General features: G+C 63.5%; 23 protein-coding genes. 20 read left to right on the forward strand and 3 right to left on the reverse strand.

The window, feature by feature from the left end:
• Positions 1-113: 113 nt before the first annotated feature.
• Both BRX37_RS16810 and BRX37_RS16815 read right to left on the reverse strand, forming a co-directional pair.
• Positions 114-566 carry a hypothetical protein gene (locus BRX37_RS16810; RefSeq protein ID WP_125988425.1) on the reverse strand — a complete coding sequence of 151 codons (453 nt, stop codon included), beginning with the start codon at positions 564-566 and terminating at the stop codon, positions 114-116.
• A gap of 86 nt (positions 567-652) precedes the next feature.
• Complete coding sequence (locus BRX37_RS16815) at positions 653-1,003, reverse strand: hypothetical protein (RefSeq protein WP_069338508.1); 351 nt, start codon at positions 1,001-1,003, stop codon at positions 653-655.
• A 408-nt stretch (positions 1,004-1,411) separates the two neighbouring features.
• Here BRX37_RS16815 and BRX37_RS16820 point away from each other — a divergent pair, with 408 nt between their 5' ends.
• Genes BRX37_RS16820 through BRX37_RS16915 form a run of 20 tightly spaced genes read left to right on the forward strand, consistent with a single transcriptional unit; the run spans position 1,412 to position 21,382 of the window.
• On the forward strand, positions 1,412-1,660 hold the full coding sequence (locus BRX37_RS16820; RefSeq protein WP_234792482.1) for a hypothetical protein: 249 nt from the start codon (positions 1,412-1,414) through the stop codon (positions 1,658-1,660).
• A 41-nt stretch (positions 1,661-1,701) separates the two neighbouring features.
• A complete protein-coding gene (traL, locus tag BRX37_RS16825) occupies positions 1,702-1,986 on the forward strand; it encodes a type IV conjugative transfer system protein TraL (RefSeq protein WP_007406330.1) in 285 nt (94 codons plus the stop codon).
• Between the two features lies 1 nt (position 1,987).
• Positions 1,988-2,572, forward strand: coding sequence for a type IV conjugative transfer system protein TraE (locus BRX37_RS16830; RefSeq protein WP_099231087.1), 585 nt, complete (start codon positions 1,988-1,990; stop codon positions 2,570-2,572).
• Positions 2,569-3,381, forward strand: coding sequence for a type-F conjugative transfer system secretin TraK (locus BRX37_RS16835; RefSeq protein WP_069338505.1), 813 nt, complete (start codon positions 2,569-2,571; stop codon positions 3,379-3,381). The genes BRX37_RS16830 and BRX37_RS16835 overlap by 4 nt, the downstream gene beginning before the upstream one ends.
• On the forward strand, positions 3,378-4,697 hold the full coding sequence (locus tag BRX37_RS16840) for a TraB/VirB10 family protein (RefSeq protein ID WP_125988427.1): 1,320 nt from the start codon (positions 3,378-3,380) through the stop codon (positions 4,695-4,697). Before BRX37_RS16835 ends, BRX37_RS16840 begins: the two co-directional genes overlap by 4 nt.
• A gap of 24 nt (positions 4,698-4,721) precedes the next feature.
• On the forward strand, positions 4,722-5,534 hold the full coding sequence (locus tag BRX37_RS16845; protein ID WP_069338503.1) for a DsbC family protein: 813 nt from the start codon (positions 4,722-4,724) through the stop codon (positions 5,532-5,534).
• On the forward strand, positions 5,531-6,334 hold the full coding sequence (locus BRX37_RS16850; RefSeq protein ID WP_069338502.1) for a conjugal transfer protein: 804 nt from the start codon (positions 5,531-5,533) through the stop codon (positions 6,332-6,334). Before BRX37_RS16845 ends, BRX37_RS16850 begins: the two co-directional genes overlap by 4 nt.
• Before the next feature lie 3 nt (positions 6,335-6,337).
• Positions 6,338-8,905: a type IV secretion system protein TraC gene (gene traC, locus BRX37_RS16855; protein ID WP_069338501.1), complete on the forward strand. Its 2,568-nt coding sequence runs from the start codon at positions 6,338-6,340 to the stop codon at positions 8,903-8,905.
• The gene (locus BRX37_RS16860) at positions 8,902-9,279 is read left to right on the forward strand and encodes a hypothetical protein (protein ID WP_069338500.1); all 378 of its coding nucleotides are present in this window, start codon (positions 8,902-8,904) and stop codon (positions 9,277-9,279) included. Before traC ends, BRX37_RS16860 begins: the two co-directional genes overlap by 4 nt.
• Positions 9,272-9,958 carry a TrbI F-type domain-containing protein gene (locus tag BRX37_RS16865; protein WP_069338499.1) on the forward strand — a complete coding sequence of 229 codons (687 nt, stop codon included), beginning with the start codon at positions 9,272-9,274 and terminating at the stop codon, positions 9,956-9,958. Before BRX37_RS16860 ends, BRX37_RS16865 begins: the two co-directional genes overlap by 8 nt.
• On the forward strand, positions 9,942-10,529 hold the full coding sequence (locus BRX37_RS16870; protein ID WP_069338498.1) for a S26 family signal peptidase: 588 nt from the start codon (positions 9,942-9,944) through the stop codon (positions 10,527-10,529). Before BRX37_RS16865 ends, BRX37_RS16870 begins: the two co-directional genes overlap by 17 nt.
• Positions 10,526-11,185, forward strand: a complete 660-nt coding sequence (gene traW, locus BRX37_RS16875; protein ID WP_069338497.1) for a type-F conjugative transfer system protein TraW — start codon at positions 10,526-10,528, stop codon at positions 11,183-11,185. Before BRX37_RS16870 ends, traW begins: the two co-directional genes overlap by 4 nt.
• Positions 11,182-11,469: a hypothetical protein gene (locus BRX37_RS16880; RefSeq protein WP_069338496.1), complete on the forward strand. Its 288-nt coding sequence runs from the start codon at positions 11,182-11,184 to the stop codon at positions 11,467-11,469. The genes traW and BRX37_RS16880 overlap by 4 nt, the downstream gene beginning before the upstream one ends.
• Complete coding sequence (gene traU, locus BRX37_RS16885; RefSeq protein ID WP_069338495.1) at positions 11,466-12,479, forward strand: conjugal transfer pilus assembly protein TraU; 1,014 nt, start codon at positions 11,466-11,468, stop codon at positions 12,477-12,479. The genes BRX37_RS16880 and traU overlap by 4 nt, the downstream gene beginning before the upstream one ends.
• Positions 12,480-12,487: 8 nt before the next feature.
• On the forward strand, positions 12,488-13,231 hold the full coding sequence (gene trbC / locus BRX37_RS16890; protein WP_069338511.1) for a type-F conjugative transfer system pilin assembly protein TrbC: 744 nt from the start codon (positions 12,488-12,490) through the stop codon (positions 13,229-13,231).
• 2 nt (positions 13,232-13,233) lie between these two features.
• Entirely contained in the window at positions 13,234-15,327 is a 2,094-nt protein-coding gene (locus BRX37_RS16895) for a conjugal transfer protein TraN (RefSeq protein WP_099231089.1), read from the forward strand.
• The gene (locus tag BRX37_RS16900; RefSeq protein WP_069338494.1) at positions 15,324-15,737 is read left to right on the forward strand and encodes a hypothetical protein; all 414 of its coding nucleotides are present in this window, start codon (positions 15,324-15,326) and stop codon (positions 15,735-15,737) included. The genes BRX37_RS16895 and BRX37_RS16900 overlap by 4 nt, the downstream gene beginning before the upstream one ends.
• A gap of 1 nt (position 15,738) precedes the next feature.
• A complete protein-coding gene (gene traF / locus BRX37_RS16905; RefSeq protein ID WP_069338493.1) occupies positions 15,739-16,644 on the forward strand; it encodes a conjugal transfer protein TraF in 906 nt (301 codons plus the stop codon).
• Positions 16,644-18,086: a conjugal transfer protein TraH gene (locus BRX37_RS16910; protein WP_069338492.1), complete on the forward strand. Its 1,443-nt coding sequence runs from the start codon at positions 16,644-16,646 to the stop codon at positions 18,084-18,086. The genes traF and BRX37_RS16910 overlap by 1 nt, the downstream gene beginning before the upstream one ends.
• Positions 18,087-18,103: 17 nt before the next feature.
• The gene (locus BRX37_RS16915; protein WP_125988429.1) at positions 18,104-21,382 is read left to right on the forward strand and encodes a conjugal transfer protein TraG N-terminal domain-containing protein; all 3,279 of its coding nucleotides are present in this window, start codon (positions 18,104-18,106) and stop codon (positions 21,380-21,382) included.
• Here BRX37_RS16915 and BRX37_RS16920 read toward each other — a convergent pair.
• The gene (locus BRX37_RS16920) at positions 21,363-21,623 is read right to left on the reverse strand and encodes a hypothetical protein (RefSeq protein WP_125988431.1); all 261 of its coding nucleotides are present in this window, start codon (positions 21,621-21,623) and stop codon (positions 21,363-21,365) included. The two genes, BRX37_RS16915 and BRX37_RS16920, sit on opposite strands and share 20 nt — an antisense overlap.
• Between the last annotated feature and the right edge of the window lie 97 nt (positions 21,624-21,720).

The raw sequence follows: 21,720 nt of genomic DNA on the forward strand, positions 1-21,720 counted from the left end.
CGTCCTCACGCAGCTTTTTGCGACGCATCGACCGTGCGCTCCTTGTCGTCGAGTCCTTTTCGGGCATGGGGCAGGATAGTCATAAGACATCTGCTTTCAACACCGCGCTCGACTCATGATGCTGTAGCAACCGGGCTTTGGATGTCGCCTAACAGCTTTTGAAAGATAGACGGCGCGCCCGGTGCGGATCCAACCTCGCTGGCAAGTGCCATGAACGTGGCGCATTCCTCACCCGCATTGTCATAATTGGACGCGACGTCGACGATCCAGCGAACGAACTGCCGGAAACCCGGGTCAAAATAGAGTTCGGGCTTCCCCAGTATGTCGATGGCGAAAGATGCAACGTCGATATCGATCTCGAGGACAGCGACGAGTTGATTGTGAATGACCGGGGTAACAGCGGCATTGCATGCCTTGATCTTGTTGATCAGGCTGAGACTGCGGCCGAGCCTGCGGGCCATTTCCTTGTTCGTGATCCGGCGTCGTCTCCACTCGTGAAGAAAGAGGCGCCTGAAGCACTCCTGGCGTTTGACGCTTTCTTGTGACCCGATACTCCGGTCGCTCATGGCATGGCACCCCCGGTTAGGGGGGTATCATACAGCCGTATGAGTCGGTTCTGTCAATCCCATGTGAATCACCGTTCATCGCAGATTTAGGAATCGGTTCCTTCAAACACGGCGAGAAGAGCGCTGACAAAGACGAACCGAACTGGAGGAACTGTGCCGGTCGCCTTCGCGATGGCCTCCCTCGCGGCCTGGAAGGCGGGTTTGTCTCGAAGATTGATACGCAGCGTTATGCGATAATCACCTGTCTCGTCACGCTCGCTCGCCGACCGCCAGATTTGTCGGAAATCGAGCATTTCTCCAATAATTCCGAGACCATGTATGGCAGTCGAGGAAACCGTCTCGAATTGGCCGGTCTTAAGGGAATAGACCCTGATCGCATCGGCGGTGAGGCGGAAAACGCGGTCGCTAACGCGAAAGGTATATAGGGCTTGGGACATTGAGGCGATTGATACCGCTGTAAGCGGACGCCCGCCAGCGCAGACAGAAGAAAGTTTGCCGCAGTAATAAAAATATTTCAGCGAACGAAAATTTCGGGAATGCACCTGAACTGGTAATACGTTTCCACATCGCAACGAAGAGTGTAAAAATTTTACACTGTTTGCTCGTCAATGATGTGGAGTGTGTAACCTGGTTACACAGGTGTGTAATCCTATTACACCATTTAGTGTAATTCTATTACACACCATGATTTAATACTTGCGATCACCATGAGTTTATATCCTCTTAACGGAGACGACGTGCTTGTGCGTCGTCTTCCAAGGGGAAAGAGCATGACTGCACTTTCGATGCCGAAGGGTAACCAGATCAACGGTATCCTTCTTGGCCTTGCGATCATCGCCTGCGTGATGATCCTGGGCGCTTCGGCGGCCTTTGCGGGCACCGACACCACGTTCAATACCGCGCTCACGAAGTTCACGGACTTCCTCGAGGGCTCGGGCGGCAAGATCATCACCGTGATGAGCCTTGCCGGCGGCATCGTCGCGCTTGCGTCGGGTCGCTTCAGCCTCGGCCAGGTGGCCGTTCCCGTCGCCGTCGGCGTCGGTGCGGGCACCGGCATTCCGATCGTCACCTCGACCGTCACCGCGACGATCTGAGGACCGACTGGGATCAACCGCTGGGAGGGCGGTGAGCGCTTATGGACAGGTATACCATCCCTTCGCATCTCGACGATCCGGAGCTGATCGGCTTCTGGACGCTGGACGAGTTCCTCGCGATGGCGATCCCCTTCATCTGGGGCATCCTTTCGCAGCACGTCGTGATCGGATTGATGGTCTCGTTGCTCGGATGGTGGGGCTTCCGAAAGCTCAAAGCCGGCAAGGCCACATCGTGGATTCTCCACATGGCCTACTGGCACCTGCCGTCGAGTTTTACCGGTCTCAAGGCGACGCCACCCTCCCACCTTCGCGTGATGGTGGGCTGAAATGGATTATAGTGTCGGTCTCGCGCAGTCGCAGCGGGTTCTCAAGCAGCGCAACATGCTCGGCATCGTGGCGCTGGTTCTCGCGGGCCTCGTGGTCATCCTCTTCCTGGTCGGCGCGACGCGCGACCGCGAGATCGTCCTTCAACCTATCGTCCGCACGCCCCTGACGCTGTCCTCGAGCGGGGTCAGCCGGGAGTATCTCGAGATGGTCACGCGCGACACCGCGCTGATGACGCTCAACCGCTCGCCTGAAAATCTCGACTACTGGATGGAGTCGATCCTCAAGATCGCGACGCCCGAAAGTCACGGCTCGCTCAAGCGCGATCTCATGAAGATCCTGAGCGAACAGCGCGGGTCGAGCATCAGCCAGTATTTCACGCTCGCCAGCATGAAGGTTGATCCTGAGAACCTGACCTCGGAAGTGACCGGCACGCTGCATACCGTCGTCGGCTCCAAGGCGGTGACTGCCGAGGCGAAAACCTTCCGCTTCTACTGGTCCTATCGCGGCCTGTCCCTTCAGCTGAAGGGCTTCGGCATGGTCACCAAGGTCGACAAGGACGACGCTGCAACCGGAGACGAGGCATGACGCCCCTGATCGCATTTGGCCTCATCGGAGGCGGGACGGCGATCGCCTCCCGCGTCTGCTCGCTCTCGCGCTTCGTCGGCGCAGGCATGATCCTGGTCGGGGGAATGGCGCTCGCTGCGCCTGCCTTTGCCGACGAGCATCTGCTTGCAAAGGACAATAGCGAGGTTTCCTGCACGCTTTCCAAGTCCGGCCTCACACGGATCAGCCTCAAGGACGACCGCTTTGCCAGTGTCTCCAAGCTGACCACCGGCGTCGAGAGCGACGATTTCACGGTCGTCAACGAGCCGACGCGCGGCGACATCTACGTCTCTGTTCCCGAAGCCTATTCGCGGGCCAACGTCTCCTTCTTCGGCACGACCTCCAAGGGGTATGTCTACAAGTTCAGCTGCCGCCTTGCAGGCGACGACGCGCAACAGGTGTTCGTCGAGAACAAGGATATCGCAGGCGAGGCGCAGACAGCGGTCGCACAGGCCGACACCACGCCGCAGGAAGCGTCCGCCACGCTCGTCCAAGCGATGTTCCAGCAAGCCCCGCTCGAGGGCTTCGACGTCCGCCCCGCGGTTACCGATCCGGTCATGGTGGGGTCGCTCAAGGTGCAGATGCTCACCGAATATCGGGGCACGGCGCTCGCAGGGCGCGTGTTGCGGATCGAGAACAAGGGCGGATCGCCTGTCGCGCTGGGCGAAGGAACGATCGCGCCGTCGAACGCGATCGCCGTATCGGTCGCCAATCCCAACCTCAAACCCGGTGAAGTCACCACAGCGTATATCGTCACGCCGTCGGGCCTCGCCAACGGAGTGCGGCCATGAGCCTCAAGGACCTTTTCCCCGGCAGGAAACCCAAGCAACTCGATGCCGAGCCTGAAGAAGGCGAGGGCGAACTGATGGCCGGCAACGACGCCGTCCGAAAGAAGCAGCTGCTCTACCTTGGCTGCGGCGGCGCGCTCGCACTGGTGCTGGGGTCCTGGTACGTCATGGGCGACGATACCAAGCTCAAGACGTCGGGCGCAGACGACAAGGTCGTCAAGATCACCACCGACGACATGGTCAACCGGAACATGTCGGACCGGGAGTGGCAGGCGGCATCCGAAGCGCAGATGCAGTCGATCAACAACCAGTTGAAGGGTGTCGACGGCCAGCGCGCGCAGATGGAGCAGCTTCAGGCGCAGATCGCCGCGCTCCAGGGCGAGAAACAGTCGATGGCCTCAGATGGCCAGCGGGTGATGAGCGCTTACCAGCAGGAGAACGACCAGCTTCGTCAGCAGCTTGCGCAGCGGTCGAGCGCGCCCCCTGCGCCGGCGCCCGCGCAGATGTACGGGCCGATGGGCCAGCCCAACTATCGGGGTCCGGGCGCACCGATGAGCGCAGGGGAGGCGGCCGCTGCCGCGGTGTCGCAGTCGCGCTCGATCAAGCTCGTCTCGTTCGAGGGCGGGCCGAGCGGAACGGCGACGCGCATTTCGGGTGGCACGACCAGCTATACCGACAGCCCCAATTATCTGCCGCCCAATTCGATCGCGAAGGCCAAGGTGATCGTCGGCGTCGATGCGTCGGCAGGGGTGCAGTCGCAGAGCGATCCGCTTCCCGTCGTGCTGCGGATCACAGGGCCGGCGCGCTCGGTTTACAGCAACGGCAAGCTGCTCACGACCCGGATCGAGGGCTGCGTCATCAACGGCGCGGCACGCGGCGACCTCTCCTCGGAGAAGGTCTATGTGAAGCTCCAGCGGATGACCTGTCCGCAGGCCAATGGGCGCTTCGCGGTCTCGGACGTCAAGGGCTTCATCAGCTTTGCCGGCAAGACCGGCGTGCGCGGGCGGGTGGTCAGCCGCGAGGGCGGGCTTGTCGGCCAGGCCTTCATCGCCGGTATCGCAGGTGGTTTCGGTCGCGGCTTCTCGGCCAACACCAACTCGCTCCTCACCGGCAACAACGTGACGGTCAACGGGAAGCGCGAACAGATCGGCTTGGGCGACATCGCACAGGCCGGGCTGGGCAACGGCATCGCCCAGTCCGCCGACATGGTCAGCAAATATCTGATCGAGCGGGCCGAGCAATATCAGCCGATCATCGAGATGCCGACCGGCATCGATGTCGAGATCGTCTTCCTCGAAGGCGTCTTCATCCAGAACTGAGCCTCGGGCCGAAAGGATATGCTTATGACACAGAATATTCTGCTTGGCGTCGCGGCCAGCGCGGCGATGATGCTGACCGGCAGCGCGGAGCCGGCGATCGGGCCGCAGGTGCAGGCCGCGCTCCAGCAGCGGCTCCCCAAGACGCCGATCACCGGGATCGATTGCACGAAGATCGAGGGGCTGTGCGAAGTTACCGCCGGCGCCAATCTCTTCTATGTCGACAAGTCGGCCCGCTATCTCGTGATCGGCCGGGTCTATGACATGGAAACCCGGCAGGACCTGACGGCAGCGCGCCTGTTGGCGCTCAACCCCGACATGCTGGTGGGCGGCGCGGCGCGCGCCAATGCGGCAGCCGATGCGCCCGAGCCTTCTGCGCCCGGCAACGGGGCGCGGGTGACGGAACAACGGGGGGCCGTCCGCACGCTCGACCTTTCGAAGCTCTCGAACAAGGGAGCGATCATATGGGGTTCGGGGTCCCAGAGCGTCACTGTCTTTTCCGATTTCCATTGCGGCTATTGCCGGGCGCTCAGCCAGACGCTCGAGACGATGAACGTGCGCGTGATCGAGCGGCCGATCTCGGTGCTCGGAAGCCGGGACGTCGCCGATCGCGTGCTGTGCGCGAAGGACCGGCATGCAGCGGTACGCGCCGCCTATGCGCAGGACCCGGTGCCAGGGACGGGCAAGTGCGACACCAGCGGTCTCGACGAGAATGAGGCGTTCGCCAAGGCGCACGGTCTCAACGGCACGCCCGTTCTCGTGCGCTCCGATGGCGCGGTGATGGAGGGGTTCCAGCCCAAGGCGCAACTTCTTGCATGGTTGAAGGGAGCAAGGTCATGAGCCGTTCGGCGATCCGTCTGCCGGACTGTCCGGTGTCCCAGTATCGCCCGCGAGGCCGCACCCGGCGGGTCGCGATCGCGATGGCAACGAGCCTTGTGCTGCTGGCAGGGTGCACGACCTTCGGGACCAACATCAAGGGCAGCTTTGCGTGCGGTGCCCCGCAAGGGGGCAGCTGTGCGCCCGCAACCGTGATCGACGACAAGGCGCTCGCGGAAATCAGCGGCGAGACGAGCTATCGTCCCGCAGGTCCCTTCCAGGCGCCCTTGCGGCAGGCGGGGCCGCAGCGCATCGCCTATGCAGCGACCCCGCAGGCGTCGGGTGTGGGTCCGCAGAAGGTGTTGCGCATCGTCTTTCCCGCGCATGTCGACGGGGCAGGGCGCTATCATGAAACGAGCGTCGTGCAGGCCGTGGTCGATAACGGCCAATGGCTCGCCGCGACCGACGGGCACGGTCCTGCCCTTGCCGCGACGCAGGTCCTCAACGTCAGCCCCGAGATCCTCTCGCAGCTCGGTACGCCGATCCCGCCGTCCGCGTCGGCACCTGTCGAAGTCCCGGCGACCGCGCCGGTCGTGGCAGTACCGCCGGCGAGCGCTGTGGGTGCCCCGACCGCCGCGGCGGTCGCAGCCGCGCGCGCCAAGGCGCGAGAGGCGGCGGCAGGGAAGGGGGTCCCGGTCGCTGCACGGGCTGCAACCCCCGCGCCGGCACCGGTCGGTGCCAAGCCCAAAAGCAATGCGCCGGAATTCGCTTCGGGGAACCCGGCGAACCGGCCTGCCTCGTTCTCTCCGCGCGTGGAGGACTGAGCCATGGCCGCTAAGACAGGCTTCATCGCGCGGCTGCTGGGTGACACACGCGGCCCCGATCAGGGTACGCCCTCGCACGGCGCGCCCATGCTCTCGCAATGGCTGCCCTATCGGAGCTTCGACGCGCGCAACGATCTGTTCTACCAGACCGACAGCCTTGCGTTCGCGCTCGAGCTGGCGCCGCTCATGGGGGCCGATGAGCGCACCGGCGAGATCCTCGCGCAGATGCTTTCCGAGAGCGTGCCGCCCAGCGCGCGCGTCCAGCTTCTCTCGTTCCAGAGCCCGCGCGTGGGCGCGCTGATCGCGCAATATGCGCTGCCACGGTTCAAGGCCGGCGGCGTGCATCGCAAGATCGCGGAGCGGCGATCGGCGTTCCTGCGGCACGGGGCATGGGTCTCGATGTCGAAGGACGGGCCTTTCCATGTCCGCAATCATCGCATCTTTCTGTCGGTGTCGATCGCTGCGTCGAAAGCGACACCCGAAGAACTGATTGGCGTGCGCGACAGTATCGTCTCGACCCTGGCGTCGATCGACATGCCGGCCACGCGAATGAAGCCGGTCGATCTCATTGCGCTGATCGATGACATTACCGCGCCCGCGTTCGACGTGTCGGACCAGGTATCGGAATATTCCGACCTCGATCCGATTGCCGACCAGTGCGTGCGCCGCGACGTCCAGACCGTCGTCCACGCCGATCGTCTGCTCGTTTCGGTCGAGCCGCTGCGCGCCGTGACCAGTCTTTCGGGTGAGACCCAGTATGAGGAGATCCGACCCGACACGTTCGACTATCGCTTCTTCTCGGTTCGCAATCTTCCCAACCGCTGGGCACCGTGGGACGTGCAGAAGCTGATCGGTGACATGTTCTCCGACAAGCTGCGCCCTGGCTGTCCGACGCTGACTTCGTTGTGCCTGTGCTATCAGGACGAGCAGGCCGCCTCGTCCAAGGCGGGTTACAAGTTCATGCGCACGTCGAGCCTTGCGGATTCGAAGTCGGCGCGCCTGCTGCCGCAGCTCAAGGACCAGAGCCGCGAATGGGAGCATGTCACCCAGGAACTGCGCCTCGGCAAGAAGCTGGTGCAGGCCTATTATGCGGTCGGCATCATCAGCCCCAAGGGGATGGGCGATGCCAACGAGCGCACCGTCAAGTCGATGTACAAGGCCGCTGGCTGGGACCTGCTCGACGAACGCTTTCTCCAGATCATGGCGTTCATGTCGTGCCTGCCGATGACGCTGGGCAACGGCCTCGACAGCGATCTCAAGCGCATGAAGCGGTTGCGCACGATGCTCACCAGTACCGCGGCGAACATGCTGCCGATCCAGGGCGAGTTTCTGGGCGGGGGCTTGCCGCACCTCATGTTCATCGGACGGCGCGGCCAGCCCTTCTTCTGGTCGCCCTTCGAGAACAAGGCGGGTAACCACAATGTCGCGGTGTTCGGCAAGTCCGGGTCGGGTAAGTCGGTCGCGCTTCAGGAACTGTGCGCGGCGTTCGCCGGGGTCGGTGCCAAGATCATCGTGATCGACGATGGCCGCTCGTTCGAACATATGTCCAAGAGCCTGGGCGGCAATTTTGTCGAGTTTCGCCTGCGCGACGGCTTCAGCCTCAATCCCTTCTCGATGATCGACGAGGCGCTGGTCGCGCAGGATGAGGATTATCTCATCGACGCGCTCGCGATGCTCAAGTCGATCGTCGGTCAGATGGGTCGCCACATCGACAAGCTCAACGATACCGAGCGCGGCCTTATCGATCGCGCGGTCAATCAGGTCTGGGAAGCGAAGGGGCGGGGGGGCAGCGTCGACGATGTGGTCGAGGCGCTGCGCACCGACGGATCGCCGCAGGGCCAGGATCTGGCGATCGCGATGTTCCCGTTCTCGAGTGCGGGCACCTATGGCAGCTTCTTTACCGGCGAGGCGTCGGTGGACATGTCGAACGCGCTCACCGTCTTCGAACTGTCGGACCTCTCGAGCCGCGAGGAACTGCGCTCGGTCGTGCTGACCGCGATCATGTTCATGTCCTCGCAGACGATGCGCCGGATGGATCGCCAGATCCCCAAGGCGCTGCTGATCGACGAGGCGTGGCAGATGCTGCGCGGCGGATCGATGGCCGATTTCGTCGAAACCTACAGCCGGACCTGCCGGAAATATGGCGCGTCCCTCATCACCGCGACGCAGAGCCTGAACGATTATTACAAGTCGGAAGGGAGCCTTGCCGCGCTCGAGAATTCCGACTGGTCGGTCATCCTCATGCAGAAGCCCGACACGATTTCGGACTTCCAGAAGCATGGCCGGTTCGACATGGACCCCTACACCGAAAGCCTGCTGCGCTCGCTCAAGCGCAACGGCGCGGAATATTCCGACATCATGATCAAGGGGCCGGATTCGATGGCGGTCGGTCGCCTCGTGCTCGATAAATATTCCGCGACGCTCTACTCTTCCAGCCCTCAGACCTTTGCCGACATCGAGCATCTGATCGAGCAGGGATGCTCGATGGACGAGGCGATCGAGCGGGTCGCCTATCCCGAGGAATATATCGGCAAACCGATCGGTACGCCTCTCATGGAGGCGGCGGAATGAACGCGCTCACGCCTTTCGACACCGACTGGAAGACGCCGACGCCCTTTTCCTGGAAGCGCGCGTTCGCCCGGGCGTTCGCGGACATGTGCTATGTGCTGCTGCGCACGTCGGGCTGGATGGCGATGACGCTGCTTGCGACCTTCGGGGTCGCGATCCTCTTCTTCCTGATGCTCGGCGACTTCACCGCGATCGGTTTCTTCTCGCAGGTCGCCAATCTCGGCACGCACTTCGTCGCGGCTGACAGCGCGCGCCGTGCGGTGTTCGGCGACCAGCTTTTCTTCACCTTCATCGTCGCCTTCGGCGTGGTCGCGCTGCTGCGCGGCAAGCTGCTGCTCGCGATCGTCACTTCCACGAAAGGCACCCGGCATGGTTGACGTTCTCGATCGGTCCACAGCGGCCCCCGTATCCGGCGAACCCGCGCCTGTCCCTTTGGCGATCCATCCCGAGGCCACGCCCGCTTCGCCGGCGCGCGGCACGGGTGCGAAGGCCGTGCGCCGCAAGCCCGAGGGTCTGCCCAGGATCGCCTATGTCGCAGCCGCGCTTATCGTGGCGGTGCTGCTTTGGGGCGCATGGGTGACCAAGCATCTGCTCACGCCCCCTGCCACCGTGCCGATGGCAAGTGTCCGGCTCGAGGGGATCGTGTCGGAATATGTGCAGGCCCAGAGCCACAGCAACAGCCCGCCCGAGCAGGTTGCGGCCCAGACGCGGGCATTCATGGGTACGCTCGACGAGGAACTGCGCAAGGTCGGCGCGGGCGGCACCACCGTCCTTGTGGGCGAAGCGGTCCTCTCCAAGAATGTCCCGGATATCACCGATCAGATCCGCAAGGCGGTTTTCGCGCGCGTGCCTCTCCCTGCGGCCGCGCCGGCTCCCGCCTCCGGTCCCGCGGTCGGCGCGATGCTTCCATCAGCCTCCGGAAGTGTCGCGCCGTCCGCGCAGGTTCAGGCGGCGCCAGCGCCCCAGGGTTCGCCGTTCGGCCCGGCACCGGTCTCGCCTGTCGAAGCGACGGTCGCACCGCCCGCGCAGGGAGGCCTCAATGGCGGCGGCTACTGACAGGCTCGCGCCTGCGGGCGCGGTGAGCGGTGCGGCAGGGGAGGGCGATCCGCTCGCCCGCAAGGCCCTCATCGCGCGGCGCGTGCGCCAGTGGAGCGCTGTGGCGCTGCTGGCAAGCGCATGGGCGGGGTATAATGCGCTCGGTGCCTGGCAGCAAAGCCACGCCTTCATGATCAACGCCTCGGAGAGCCTGCCCAACTGGGCCTTCTTCGTCGCGCGCGGCAAGACGCCGGCCAAAGGCGACTATGTGTTCTTCGTGCCGCCCGACAACGCTCTGGTCCGTCGTCATTTCGGACCGGAAACAGGGCCGTTCGGCAAGCGGGTGATCGGGATGGCGGGTTCGCTGGTCGAGCATCGCGGCGCGTATGTCTATGTCGACGGCGTCCGCGTCGCGCACATGAAGCCGCTGACGCGCACCGGGGAACCCCTGACACCGGGGCCTGTCGGGCGCGTTCCTGAGGGCTGCTACTATGTCGGCACGCCCCATCCCGACGGGTTCGACAGCCGCTATGCCGAGATCGGCTTTGCCTGCGCAAAGCAGCTGGTCGGAACCGGGACGCCGATCCTGTGATCCGCCAGGTCGCCCTTGCCGGTGGCTTCCTCGCCATCGCACTGGTCGCCAGCTCTGCCTGGCCTGTCGTCGAGGGCGCATTGGCCCATGACCATGGGGTGATGGGACAGACCTGGGGGATCGTCGAACCCGATCTTCTGGACACGATCGACCGGCGTCTCAAGACCATGCAGGCCGATGGCAGCATCGAGCGCATGCAGGCGGCGCTGCGCGTCAAGGCGCAGGAGCGGGTGCGCAATCCGTTGCCGGTTGCAGGGATCGGTGCGGTACGCGAGGCGCGCAGCTGGACCTTCGATCCCTCGATCGTGCTCGACCAGGACGTGCGCGATCAGAAGGGTCGGCTCGTCGCGCAGGCGGGGCAGCGGGTCAATCCGCTCTCGTTCGTGGCGATGAAGACCGATCTTGTGTTCATCGACGGGCGCGATGACGCACAGGTGGAGTGGGCGATGAAGCGCTGGAGCGCGCAGAACGCCAAAATCATTTTCGTCGCCGGGTCTCCCTTCGATCGCATGGGCGAGAAGAAGCGCCGCTTTTTCTTCGACCAGCAGGGCAAGCTCACCAGCCATTTCGGGATCGCGCATGTTCCCGCTGTCGTAGCGCCCCAGGGGGAAGTGCTCAGGATCAGCGAGATCGAGATGCCGGGAGCGGGCGCATGATGTGGCTCGACATGCTCAGGACGCCGATGGCCGCGCCCGAAACGCCGGGCCTCAAGGCGATGCGCCTGTCGATCCTGTGGTCCGCGCTTGCACTGGCGCTCGCCGTGCCCGCGATCCGACCGCTCCACGCTCTGTTCGGACCGGGGGCAGGGGGCATGATCGCGGGACTTGTCCTCGCTCTCGTCATCCTCGTGCCGCTCTACGTCGTGCGCAAGAACCGCGCCGACAATGCCTATTTCGACGCGAGGGTTCGCAAGAGCGAAGGTGAGGAGCCATTGCCATGATGCGGCGTCTTGTGGGCCTTCTGGCGTTCCTGGCCGCGCTCGCTGCATGGTCCGCGCCCGCCAGTGCGCTGCCTGCCAACTGCACCGGCAAGTTCGTAAACCCTGTGACCGATGTGTGCTGGTCCTGCCTGTTTCCGCTGTCGATCGGCGGCGCGCATATCTGGCCGGGAAGCCGGCCCGACACGAAGAATCCGTCGTTGCCCGTTTGCGCGTGCGGATCGCCTGTTCCCCGGATCGGCATCTCGATCGGCTTTTGGGAACCGGCGCGGCTCGTCGACGTCACGACCAAGCCCTGGTGCTTTCCCAACCTTGGCGGGCTGCGGCTCAATCCGGGTCTCGACATTGGGCAAGGCCAATATACCGGCCCCCGGATCGGTGGCGGCACGACGCAGAACTCTGCCAACTGGCAGGCCCATTATTACGTCTATCCGCTGCTCTACTGGATGGAGATCCTCACCGACTTCCTGTGCTTCGAGCAGGCCTCGTTCGACGTCGCCTACATGACCGAGATCGATCCGCTCTGGAACGACGATGTACTGACGACGCTCATCAATCCCGAGGTCGCGCTGTTCAACAATCCGATCGCGGTCGCGGCATGCGCGGCCGATTGCGCGGCGGCGACCGCGGCGCTGCCGATCGATCAGATGTTCTGGTGTTCCGGGTGCAACGGGTCGATGTTCCCGATGAACGGCAACATCGCGGCGCATAATTCGCCGGTGCAGTCCTCGCGCCTCGCGGCCGAGCGGCTGCTCTTCAAGATGCACCGGCAGGGCCTCGCATGGGGGACGGCAGGGTCCAAGGCGCTCTGCAACAAGTACGTCATGCCGATCCTCAAGAAGTCCCAATACCGCATCCAGATGACGAACCCGACGCCGACCGTGAGCGGCAAGTTCGCCTGCTCGACGATCGGGGCGTCCACGCTGCCGCCAGACGCCGGTCGCGCCTTCCCGGTGGGGGGCGAGGACTTTGGGTATCTGCTCTGGCGCAAGCGCAACTGCTGCATGTTTTGAGGTTGGCGATGAAGAAGCTCCTTCTATCGATTGCCGCGATCGCTTCCATCGGCACCGGCGCGGCCGTGCTCGGCCAGAGCGTGGAGGGGCTCGATCTCGATGCCGTCCGTGCGCGCTCGGCCAAGGCGGACGCCGATGCAGCCGCGCTCGTCGGCGAGGTTCAGCGGCGTGGCGAGGCGTTCCGCCAGGATGCGCAGACCGTGCAGGCGGTCGCGATGGAGAAGATGCGCACGATCGACAAGGCCCGGTTGCCCAAGGGACCGGCAGGCGTCGTCGATTTCGACGAGATGATCCAGACCGCATCGGCCAACCTCAAGGACAATCGCGGCACCGCGCCCCAGTTCATGGTGTTCGTCTCGACCTCGATGCCGCCCCAGGCCCTTAAGCGCATTATCGCCGAGACCTCGGCGGCGGGCGGCGTGGTCGTGTTCCGGGGATTTCCCGGCAACTCAGGCAAGGCCTTCATCGCAGCGCTCGCAAAGGTCGTGGACAAGGAGCAGCAGTTCGCCTCGATCGGCATCGACCCGCGTCTGTTCCGCGCTTTCGATGTCAGCGCCGTCCCGACCTATGTCGTTGCATCGAGCGATTTTACGCCCTGCGACGGGCTGACCTGCAAGACGACGCCCCCTCCCTTCGACCGGATGGAGGGCAATGTGACCGTCCGCTATGCGCTGGAGACCTTTGCCGATGCGAACGGTCCGGGGGCGCTGGTTGCAAGGACCGCGCTCGCCAATCTCGTGCGGACGCCCTGACGATGGCGGGGAGGGGCATCCTTGCGAGCGCCGTTCTGGCTCTCCTGTCCCTGCCGGGGGCCGCGCTCGCGCAAACGAGCGGGCAGGCAAGCCCGAGCGGTGGCTATTACGATCTTCAGGACTATCCCTATTTCAATGAGGCGGCGCAGCCGACACCGCCTGCCCAGGCATCGCCTGGCCCGTCCGCGACCTCTGCGCCCCAGCCCGCGCCGGCACAGTCTGCCATGTCAGCGCCGTCCCTGACGGTGACACAGGCGCCCAGCGCATCGAGCGCAGCCGCACGCGTTCAGGCGCAGGCCGAGCAGCAAGCGCCGACCCAGACACCGGGCCAGCCCTATGTCTATCCCAAGGGCGATCTCGCTGCGGCGCGTGAGCAGGCCAAGGCGCTCGGCAAATCGTCGCGGGCCAGCGCGGCAAGCCTGCCGACCTCGACACCGCTCAGCCAGGTGCCCGGCTATTCGGCCACCGCCAATCCGGCGCAAGCCTATGCCGACGATCCCGATGCCCTGATCGCGGCGGGCGGATCGGCCGCAGGACATAACGATGCGTGGCGCATGGTCACCGATCCGGGTCGCCTCAAGGTGACGCTGGGGGCTGGCGAGGTCGGTCGCGCGCAAGATGTCGAGAAGGACCCCAACAGTTATCTGAGCGGTCAGTCGCTGGGCGCAGCCGACGGCAGCTGCAAGCCGCTCCCTCCAGGCGGGTCGGCAGGCTATTATGAGGCGACCTGCAACACGGGAACCAAGGTCGAGGAAAGCGCGGCGGTGTGCCGGACCCCGCTCGTCATGGATGTGACGCCGGGTTCGACCAAATATATCTATGTTTGCGAAAACTGGATCGGCAATCCGCCGCGCGCGGGCAACAATACGGGCCGGCGCTGCTTTCCTGCGTTCACGCAGCCCGTCGCTAACGGCGTATGCCGGGTGCGCTCGCGCGAAACGGTGCATTATCCCATCTGCCACCAGGGGACGCTCGGGAAATGCTTCGAGCCCGATGTCGCCGATGGCGAGGAGATCACCTATGAGTGCGACAGCCCGGCAGTCGCCCGCTCCTATGTCGTCGAGACGACAGGACAGGTGGTCAACGAGCGCCGGGACGAGACGATGTGCAACGCGTCGACCGCGGGCAAGACCTGCGAGCTGAAATCGGAAACCTGCGTCGATCCCGATCCCACCACGCGCACCGTCAACGGGGTCCAGATTACGCGGGCTTGCTGGAACTGGGAGCGCACGTACAGCTGCGTAGGCACCACGCAAGCCAGCGATTGCGGCGAACTCGCCGGCAATCCGCAGTGCGTCTATGTCCGCGACGAATGCCTCGACGATCCCCAGGTCGGTCCGTGTCAGGTCACGACGAAGGTCTATAAATGCCCGATCCCGACGGCGCCGACGACGCAGCCCAAGCAATATATTTGCGGCGATGATGTCTATTGCCTCGACGGTCAGTGTGAGCCGGTCGAGCGCGAGGCATCGACCGAGTTCAAGGATGCAGTCGTCGGTCTCCATGCGCTTGGGCAGGCGAAGGAAGAGTTCAATCCCGACACGATGACCTTGTTCTCGGGCAAGCGGCAGACTTGCCACAAGCCGGTATTCGGTCTCGTCAACTGCTGCGCGGGGAAGGCCTCGGGCCTTATCACGACCGCTGCCGGCGCGGCGGCGATCGCCGGTGGGCCCGCCGCCATTGCCGCGCTCGCGACCCCGTTCCTCACCATGTTCATGTGCTCGAGCCAGGAGAAGCTGCTCGACGTCCAGGATCGCATGGGGATGTGCCACAAGCTCGGCCAATACTGCACCGACAAGGTGCTGGGCATCTGCACGTCCAGGTCGACGGCCTATTGCTGCTTCGAGAGCAAGCTCTCGCGCATCCTTCAGGAACAGGGTCGCCCGCAGATCAACAAGCCGTGGGGGAGCGCCAAGAAGGAGACATGCAAGGGCTTCACGCTCGACGAGTTCTCGCGGCTCGACCTTTCGAAGATGGATTTCACCGAAGTCTATGCCGAGTTCGTGGATGCAGCGAAGCTCCCCGACGAGATCGAAACCTCCAGGCAGATCCAGGAACGGATCAAGGCCTATTACGACAGCAAGGCGGGCAAATGAGCGTGATCGCCAATCTCGCGGACCATCGGCCGTTTCCCGATCTCTCGATCGCCGAGTTCGCGCTGCTTGTTGCGCTGCTGCGGGCAGGGCCTCATCCGGCGGCATTCCTCATTCCCACGCTCGACGCATGGTTCGACACGAAGCTACGGGCGATCGATCTGGAACCCACGATCGCCCGCCTCATTCGCGCGAACCTCATCCTGCGGCGCGGCACGACCCTGTATCCCAAGCGTCACGCCCGCACGCTGGTCATCGCCGTTTACGGCAACCTGTTCCGCATCCTGGGCGAGGACATGGCCAAGCTGATCTCCGCCCGCGAGCCGTCCCTCCTTGGCATGCTGCGCGCCTATCTCGACCGTCGCGCGAAAGAGGATCGCGAGAAGAAGAACCCCAAGAAAGATGAGGATTGATATGCGCAACGCCCTGACCCTTGCCCTCATCCTGTCGCTCGCCACAGGCGGCATCGCCCCTGTGGCGGGCGCAAGCGCGCAGGAACTGACGCCGCTGCTCGATTCTGTATCCTCGGCTCGCGAGAGCGAGGCGCCATCGTCGGCCGACCGGGAGCGCGACGAGGATCTTGGCGGGGCCGACCGGGTCGCCGCCCAGACAGGCGACGATTTCTACTGCCGCGAGCGGCGGCTCGGCACCTGGTTCTATTGCGACAAGCCCAAGCCCAAGCCGAGCGAGCAGCAGTCGGCGCAGCCCGCCCGCTCTTCGGCCGAACGGCTTGCGGCGATCGCCAAGGAACTGGAGGAATTGAAAGCGCGCGCGATCCTCGAACCGACGCCGGAGAATATCGCCCATTATATCGCGTTCCAGCGCGAGCAGCTCGACCGGGCGTCGTCCTTCGCCGACATGTGGCAGCGCACGATCTGGCAGAACCCCGACCTCGACTACACCCTCCAGCGTCCGGTCAACCAGTTGGGCAAGCGGACCTGGCTCGATACGCGCAACGCCGACCGCGAACGGGTGCTGTCGCAAATTTCGCAGCGCTACGGCGTCTTCTATTTCTATTCGTCGGCCTGCGCGGCGTGCGAGACCTTCGGCCCGATCATGCGCAGCATCTCGGATCGCTTCGGTCTCACCGTCATGGCGATCTCACTCGATGGCGGTCCGACCCGCGCCTTCCCGAACTACACGGTCGATACCGGTCAGTACAAGGCGATGGGCATGCGCGGACAGCAGGTCCCCGCACTCGTCCTCTTCGATACGGTCACCAAGCGGCCGATGCCGATCGGCTACGGCGTGATGGCGGCCGACGAGGTGATGAACCGCATCTTCACGCTCACCAGCATCAAACCCGGGAGTGACTTCTGATGGTCAGGCAGATCCTTCGCCTCTGCGCGGCGATCCTCGCGCAGGCCAGTATGATCCTTGCAGTCGGGGGGCTCGTGGCGACGCCGGCGATGGCCGACGTCCAGGGCGAGATGAACAGCTATTTCAACCAGTCGGGCGCGGCGGCGAACGTCACCGGCCCGACCGCTTTCCAGGGGCAGTCCGCGGGCTATTATTCGGGCGGATCACTCTGGAGCCGCTTCCCGCAAAAGTCGATCAATCCGGTCAATGTCGCGCTGCCTAGCGCGCGGGGCGGGTGCGGCGGTATCGACCTCTTTGCCGGCTCCTTCTCGTTCATCAACGCCGACGAAATCGTCGCGATGCTCAAGGCGACCGCGAACAACGCGATCGGCTTTGCCTTCCAGCTCGCGATCGATTCCATCTCCGCGCAGATCGGCGGGGTCATGAAGGACATGAGCCAGCGCGTGCAGCAGCTTAACGCGTTCAACATGTCGAGTTGCGAAGCGGCGCAGCAGGCGATCGGCTCGATCTGGCCGGCGATGGACGGGGCTTCGTCCACCATCTGCCAGCAGGTCGGTGGCGCGAAGGGCTTCTTTTCCGATGCGGCCGCGGCGCGGCATGGCTGCACCAACAAGGGCGAGCGTGAATCGACCCTCGCCAAGGCGGGCGACGACGGCGAACTGGTGCAGTCGAAGAATTACACCTGGTATGCGCTCAACGCCAAAAGCGCGACTAAGCCATCGCGAGAATATGCCGAATTCCTCATGACGATGGTCGGGACCATCATCTACGATGCGGCCAATACCAAGGACAGCATGGGGACGTTCCGGTTCATCGCGCCGGCGAGCTGGGACACCTATCAGGCGCTGCTCGACGGCACCGCTACGGCGCCGACCGATGTGTGGCGGTGCGACACCACCGACGACAAGGGGTGCCTCAAGCCCACGCCGACCAAATTGACGATCTCGACCAACGAGGCGCTGCGAACCCGCGTCCTCAAGGCGATGGACAGCATGTCGTCGAAGATCCGCTCGAACGCGCCCCTGTCGGGCGACGAGATTGCGCTGCTCGGGATCACCTCGATCCCGCTCTACAAGATCCTCGTCGTCAACGAGGCGGCGCATATGGGCCTGTCGGGCGGTGATCGCGCCACGCTCGCCGAGATGGTTTCGATCGACATGCTGATGTCGATGCTCGACCGCATGCTCGACACGATCTCGCAGGCGCAGGCGGGCGCGAAGTTCGTCTCCACCGATGAGTTCAAGGCGTGGCGCGCGCAGGTCGACACGGTCAAGACCGAGCTGTCGCGGCGCAACGAGAAGATGGCGGGCCAGATCTCCAACACTTACCGGGTAATTCAATATACCCAATTTATGGAATCGACCCTCAAGAACGCAATGAGCCCGCAGCTGTCCGCCTCGCTCCGCTTCGGGCGTGGTCTGTCGGCGCAGGGCGTCCGCTAAAGGGAGGGAACGGCACGATGGGCGCGCTCGAAGTCTTCACGATCGGCGGCGGCGAATATATCGTCAACGTCTTCAACGCGGTCGCGGCGTGGACGGGGGGAGGGGGCTATCGCTCGCTCCTCCAGGTCGTGATGGTGATGGGGTTCATCTACTCGCTGTTCATCGTGGCCTTCTCGCTTGACTGGCGGGCCTGGTTCAACTGGTTCCTCCAGTCGACGCTCATCTACATGATGCTGATGGTGCCGACCGTGACCGTGAAGGTCACCGACCGCATCAATCCGACACTGGCGCCGGCGGTGGTCGACAATGTCCCGCTGGGCCTTGGCGTGATGGCATCTTTCACGAGCCAGGTCGGTGACTGGATGACGCGCACGGCCGAGACGGTGTTCGTCATGCCGAACGCGCTTTCGCTCTCGACCAACGGCATGATCTACGGTGCGCGACTGATGGACAAGGCGCGGACCTTCCAGATCACCGACAGCGTGTTCCGGGCGAACCTCGACGAGCATCTCAAGCAATGCACCTTCTATGACGTGCTGCTGGGCTTCAAGTCGATGGACGATCTCACCCGGTCGACCAATGTCTGGGAGGCGATCGGACCGGGCAGCCCAGCGCGCAGCCAGCGCTGGATCGCCTCGACGGGACCGGGCACCACCGAAAATACGATCATTCCCTGCAACGAGGCCTATTCGCGACTGGACGGGCAGTGGCAGGCAGCGTTCGACAAGGATCTGATCCCCTTTGCCAGGAGCGCCTATCCCGGTCTCTCCGATGCGGTGGCGGCGCAGAAGATCCGCGATGACCTTCCCATCGTTGCCGCGCAGATGCACGGCACGCCGAGCGACGCCTATACCTATCTGCGACAGGTCTCGATGATCGACGCGTTCCTGGCCGCGCGCGAAAGTTTCTCGGACGCAGGATGGGATGCCTATGCCGCCCAGCGTGCCGATGCGCAGGCGAAGAACACCTATACCTCGATCGCGACGCAGGCGATGACCTGGGTGCCGTTGCTCGGGATCGTGCTGACCGTCGTCTTCTACGCGATGTTCCCGGTCCTCTTCCCGCTGTTCCTGTTCCCGCGAACGGGCATCCAGACCCTCAAGGGCTATGGAACGGGATTCTTCTACCTTGCCTCCTGGGGGCCGCTCTACGTCATCCTGCACATGTTCGTGATGAGCCGTGCGGCGGCGCTCTATCATGGCGTCTCGCCGACAGGGCCGACGCTGCTGGTCAGCGACGGCATGGCGAACGTCAACGAGAGCATATCGACGCTTGCCGGTTTCCTCATGATGAGCGTGCCGTTCATCGCCGGAGGCATGGCGCGCGGCGCGATGGCGATCGCGGGACATGCGACCTCGATGTTGCAGCCGGCGCAGAGCGCGGCCGAACAGGCGGCGACCGAGCGCACGACGGGCAATTATTCCTACGGGAATACCTCGTTCCAGAACCTGACCTCGGGCATGACCCAGTCGAACAAGTGGGACACCCAGCCCAAATATAATGACGGGTTCGCGGTCGGGTCGTACACCAATGCCGATGGCGGGATCACCTACGGTTTTGCCGACGGCAGCAACGCGTTCGACACCCGGCAGGGCATCTCGAACCTCTCCTTCACGCCGACGCGGACTTCCGGCTTCGACAGCCAGATGAGCCGCGCCCTGTCGGAAGGGCAGTCGCACACGCAGTCGCTGCGCAACTCCGCGTCGCAGTCCTGGAACGCGACCGCCACCACCGCCACCGATCTGCTCTCGGCAGCCGAACATCGCCGGGGCAGCTCTACTGAAACGGGGTCTGGGTTCAACAACAGCGTTGCGAGGATGACGGATGTGTCGCGTAGCCTTTCGAGCGGCCTGACAAGCAAGTTCGGGTTAACCGAATCAGACAGTCAGCAGGTTGCCCGAGCAACACAAATGACTGGCGACGCAAATGCAGGTATCGAGGCGCTTGCAAGCGTATGGAAGAATAAGTTTGCTGATGTTGGCGTCAAAGGTGGACTTGGAGTTCGTTTAGCATCCATTGCGTCGGAGAATACGGGGCGTACAATCTCAGGTGACCAAGCTTATTCAGAGTTGAAAGATTACCTCACCAAAGAGACCAATTCGACACAGGCCCGTGCAGCGCGGGATGAGTTCATGCGAGAAACCAGCACGAGTGGCGATAGCGAGGTGCGCTCCCTTTCGCAGAAGCTTGGCGTCAGCGTTGGGGAATCGCGCTCGGCGTCGCTCGAGGCGACCCGAGCCGAAGAAACCTTCCAGCGTGTCAGCCAAGACGTGCGCGAATCTGAGCAACGAGGCTGGTCGCTCAACCGTAATGAGAGCCAGGAATTTGTCGTGTATGCGCAGGAGCGTTTGCTGAACGATCCGACCCTGTCGCAATTCAATTGGACGCCGGGCATGGTCATGCCGCGCACGCGTGAGCAGGAGCAGGTCCGCGATATTCTTCTTGGCGAGTTTATGGAGCGCAAGGTGGCTTCGGTCCGTGAAGAACTGGGCGTGACTATTCCAGGGCAGCTCGACAACTCGCTGCACGGTCCCGCCTCCACCACGGCGGGCGGGGTCCAGCAGTGGGGGGAACGCCGCGCCGCTGGCATTCGAGCGCAAGGTCCCGAAGTGTCGATCAGGGAGAGTTCGCGCGATACCGGTCTTGCCGGGGAGGTGGCCGATGCCATTCCCAATGCGTCGGTCCGGATCACCCATGGCGCTTTCGAGATCGGCAACGGCGTCGATGAAGCGAAGGGAACGGCCGCACAGATCGGGAAGCATGTTCAGGAACGCAACGATGCGTGGATCACCACGACATTACCCGGTGTCGAGAGTATTCGCGATACGGCCCGCGATAGGCTTGGCATCGGTCAAGGCACCAGCCACGTTTATGAATTGCCGCGCGGCGAGCGGGCTACACTGCCGATCTCCGGGCGATTGACGTCGAACATGGGGGGGAGGGTGGACCCGGTAACCGGACAGCCCGGACACCATCACCGGGGCGTCGATATCGCGCAACGCGCCGGAGCCCCGATTCCTGCTCCGGCGTCAGGACGCGTGGTTAAGAACGACTTTCAGGCGAACGGCGCTGGCAATTACATCGTGCTCGAACATGGCGATGGCTCGCAAAGCAAATATTTCCACATGCAGGATCGCTCGCGCTTTCCTGTCGGAAGCACGATCGAACAGGGTGAGATATTGGGGCGTGTGGGAAGTTCAGGGAAATCGACCGGCCCCCATCTCCACTATGAATTGTGGAAGGACGGAGCGCCGGTCGATCCTCGGCGTTTCCAGCTCAGGAATGGCCGGGGATGACAAAAAATCCCAAGAACATAACAAACAAGATGAAATAGAAAAACATCTTGGAAGTATGCGGCTCGCTAGGCGCACCATCTCTACGAGAAGATGGATAAACTTCATCCATCAGCTCACGCCCGCGCGGCGTAGCCATATCATACATATTTTCGGGATTGATCGAATAGGACGAACTGGGGAATGGTGCGCCACCGATAGGATGCCGATCCCAGTCCATCTGGCCAGTATCATGGTTCAACATGGCTGCTCCTTTCCCGCCCGTCCGACCCGATGGTCGAATAACGCTTGCAAAGCGTATCACTTCGCGGTGGGATTGGCGAGCGACTTTCCGCATTTGT

This window comes from Sphingomonas sp. S-NIH.Pt3_0716 (assembly GCF_003950715.1).
GTDB lineage: Bacteria > Pseudomonadota > Alphaproteobacteria > Sphingomonadales > Sphingomonadaceae > Sphingobium > Sphingobium yanoikuyae_A.

Excerpts from the sequence above, each read along its gene's own strand:
- BRX37_RS16845 (WP_069338503.1), top strand. The coding sequence starts at position 4,722 with ATGACACAGAATATTCTGCTTGGCGTCGCGGCCAGCGCGGCGATGATG.
- BRX37_RS16840 (WP_125988427.1), top strand. The coding sequence starts at position 3,378 with ATGAGCCTCAAGGACCTTTTCCCCGGCAGGAAACCCAAGCAACTCGAT.
- traC (WP_069338501.1), top strand. The coding sequence starts at position 6,338 with ATGGCCGCTAAGACAGGCTTCATCGCGCGGCTGCTGGGTGACACACGC.
- trbC (WP_069338511.1), top strand. The coding sequence starts at position 12,488 with ATGAAGAAGCTCCTTCTATCGATTGCCGCGATCGCTTCCATCGGCACC.
- BRX37_RS16880 (WP_069338496.1), top strand. The coding sequence starts at position 11,182 with ATGATGTGGCTCGACATGCTCAGGACGCCGATGGCCGCGCCCGAAACG.
- BRX37_RS16895 (WP_099231089.1), top strand. The coding sequence starts at position 13,234 with ATGGCGGGGAGGGGCATCCTTGCGAGCGCCGTTCTGGCTCTCCTGTCC.
- BRX37_RS16820 (WP_234792482.1), top strand. The coding sequence starts at position 1,412 with ATGATCCTGGGCGCTTCGGCGGCCTTTGCGGGCACCGACACCACGTTC.
- BRX37_RS16830 (WP_099231087.1), top strand. The coding sequence starts at position 1,988 with ATGGATTATAGTGTCGGTCTCGCGCAGTCGCAGCGGGTTCTCAAGCAG.
- BRX37_RS16920 (WP_125988431.1), bottom strand. The coding sequence starts at position 21,623 with ATGTTGAACCATGATACTGGCCAGATGGACTGGGATCGGCATCCTATC.
- BRX37_RS16860 (WP_069338500.1), top strand. The coding sequence starts at position 8,902 with ATGAACGCGCTCACGCCTTTCGACACCGACTGGAAGACGCCGACGCCC.
- BRX37_RS16850 (WP_069338502.1), top strand. The coding sequence starts at position 5,531 with ATGAGCCGTTCGGCGATCCGTCTGCCGGACTGTCCGGTGTCCCAGTAT.
- BRX37_RS16835 (WP_069338505.1), top strand. The coding sequence starts at position 2,569 with ATGACGCCCCTGATCGCATTTGGCCTCATCGGAGGCGGGACGGCGATC.
- BRX37_RS16815 (WP_069338508.1), bottom strand. The coding sequence starts at position 1,003 with ATGTCCCAAGCCCTATATACCTTTCGCGTTAGCGACCGCGTTTTCCGC.
- BRX37_RS16810 (WP_125988425.1), bottom strand. The coding sequence starts at position 566 with ATGAGCGACCGGAGTATCGGGTCACAAGAAAGCGTCAAACGCCAGGAG.
- BRX37_RS16900 (WP_069338494.1), top strand. The coding sequence starts at position 15,324 with ATGAGCGTGATCGCCAATCTCGCGGACCATCGGCCGTTTCCCGATCTC.
- BRX37_RS16915 (WP_125988429.1), top strand. The coding sequence starts at position 18,104 with ATGGGCGCGCTCGAAGTCTTCACGATCGGCGGCGGCGAATATATCGTC.
- traL (WP_007406330.1), top strand. The coding sequence starts at position 1,702 with ATGGACAGGTATACCATCCCTTCGCATCTCGACGATCCGGAGCTGATC.
- BRX37_RS16910 (WP_069338492.1), top strand. The coding sequence starts at position 16,644 with ATGGTCAGGCAGATCCTTCGCCTCTGCGCGGCGATCCTCGCGCAGGCC.
- traU (WP_069338495.1), top strand. The coding sequence starts at position 11,466 with ATGATGCGGCGTCTTGTGGGCCTTCTGGCGTTCCTGGCCGCGCTCGCT.
- BRX37_RS16865 (WP_069338499.1), top strand. The coding sequence starts at position 9,272 with ATGGTTGACGTTCTCGATCGGTCCACAGCGGCCCCCGTATCCGGCGAA.
- traF (WP_069338493.1), top strand. The coding sequence starts at position 15,739 with ATGCGCAACGCCCTGACCCTTGCCCTCATCCTGTCGCTCGCCACAGGC.
- BRX37_RS16870 (WP_069338498.1), top strand. The coding sequence starts at position 9,942 with ATGGCGGCGGCTACTGACAGGCTCGCGCCTGCGGGCGCGGTGAGCGGT.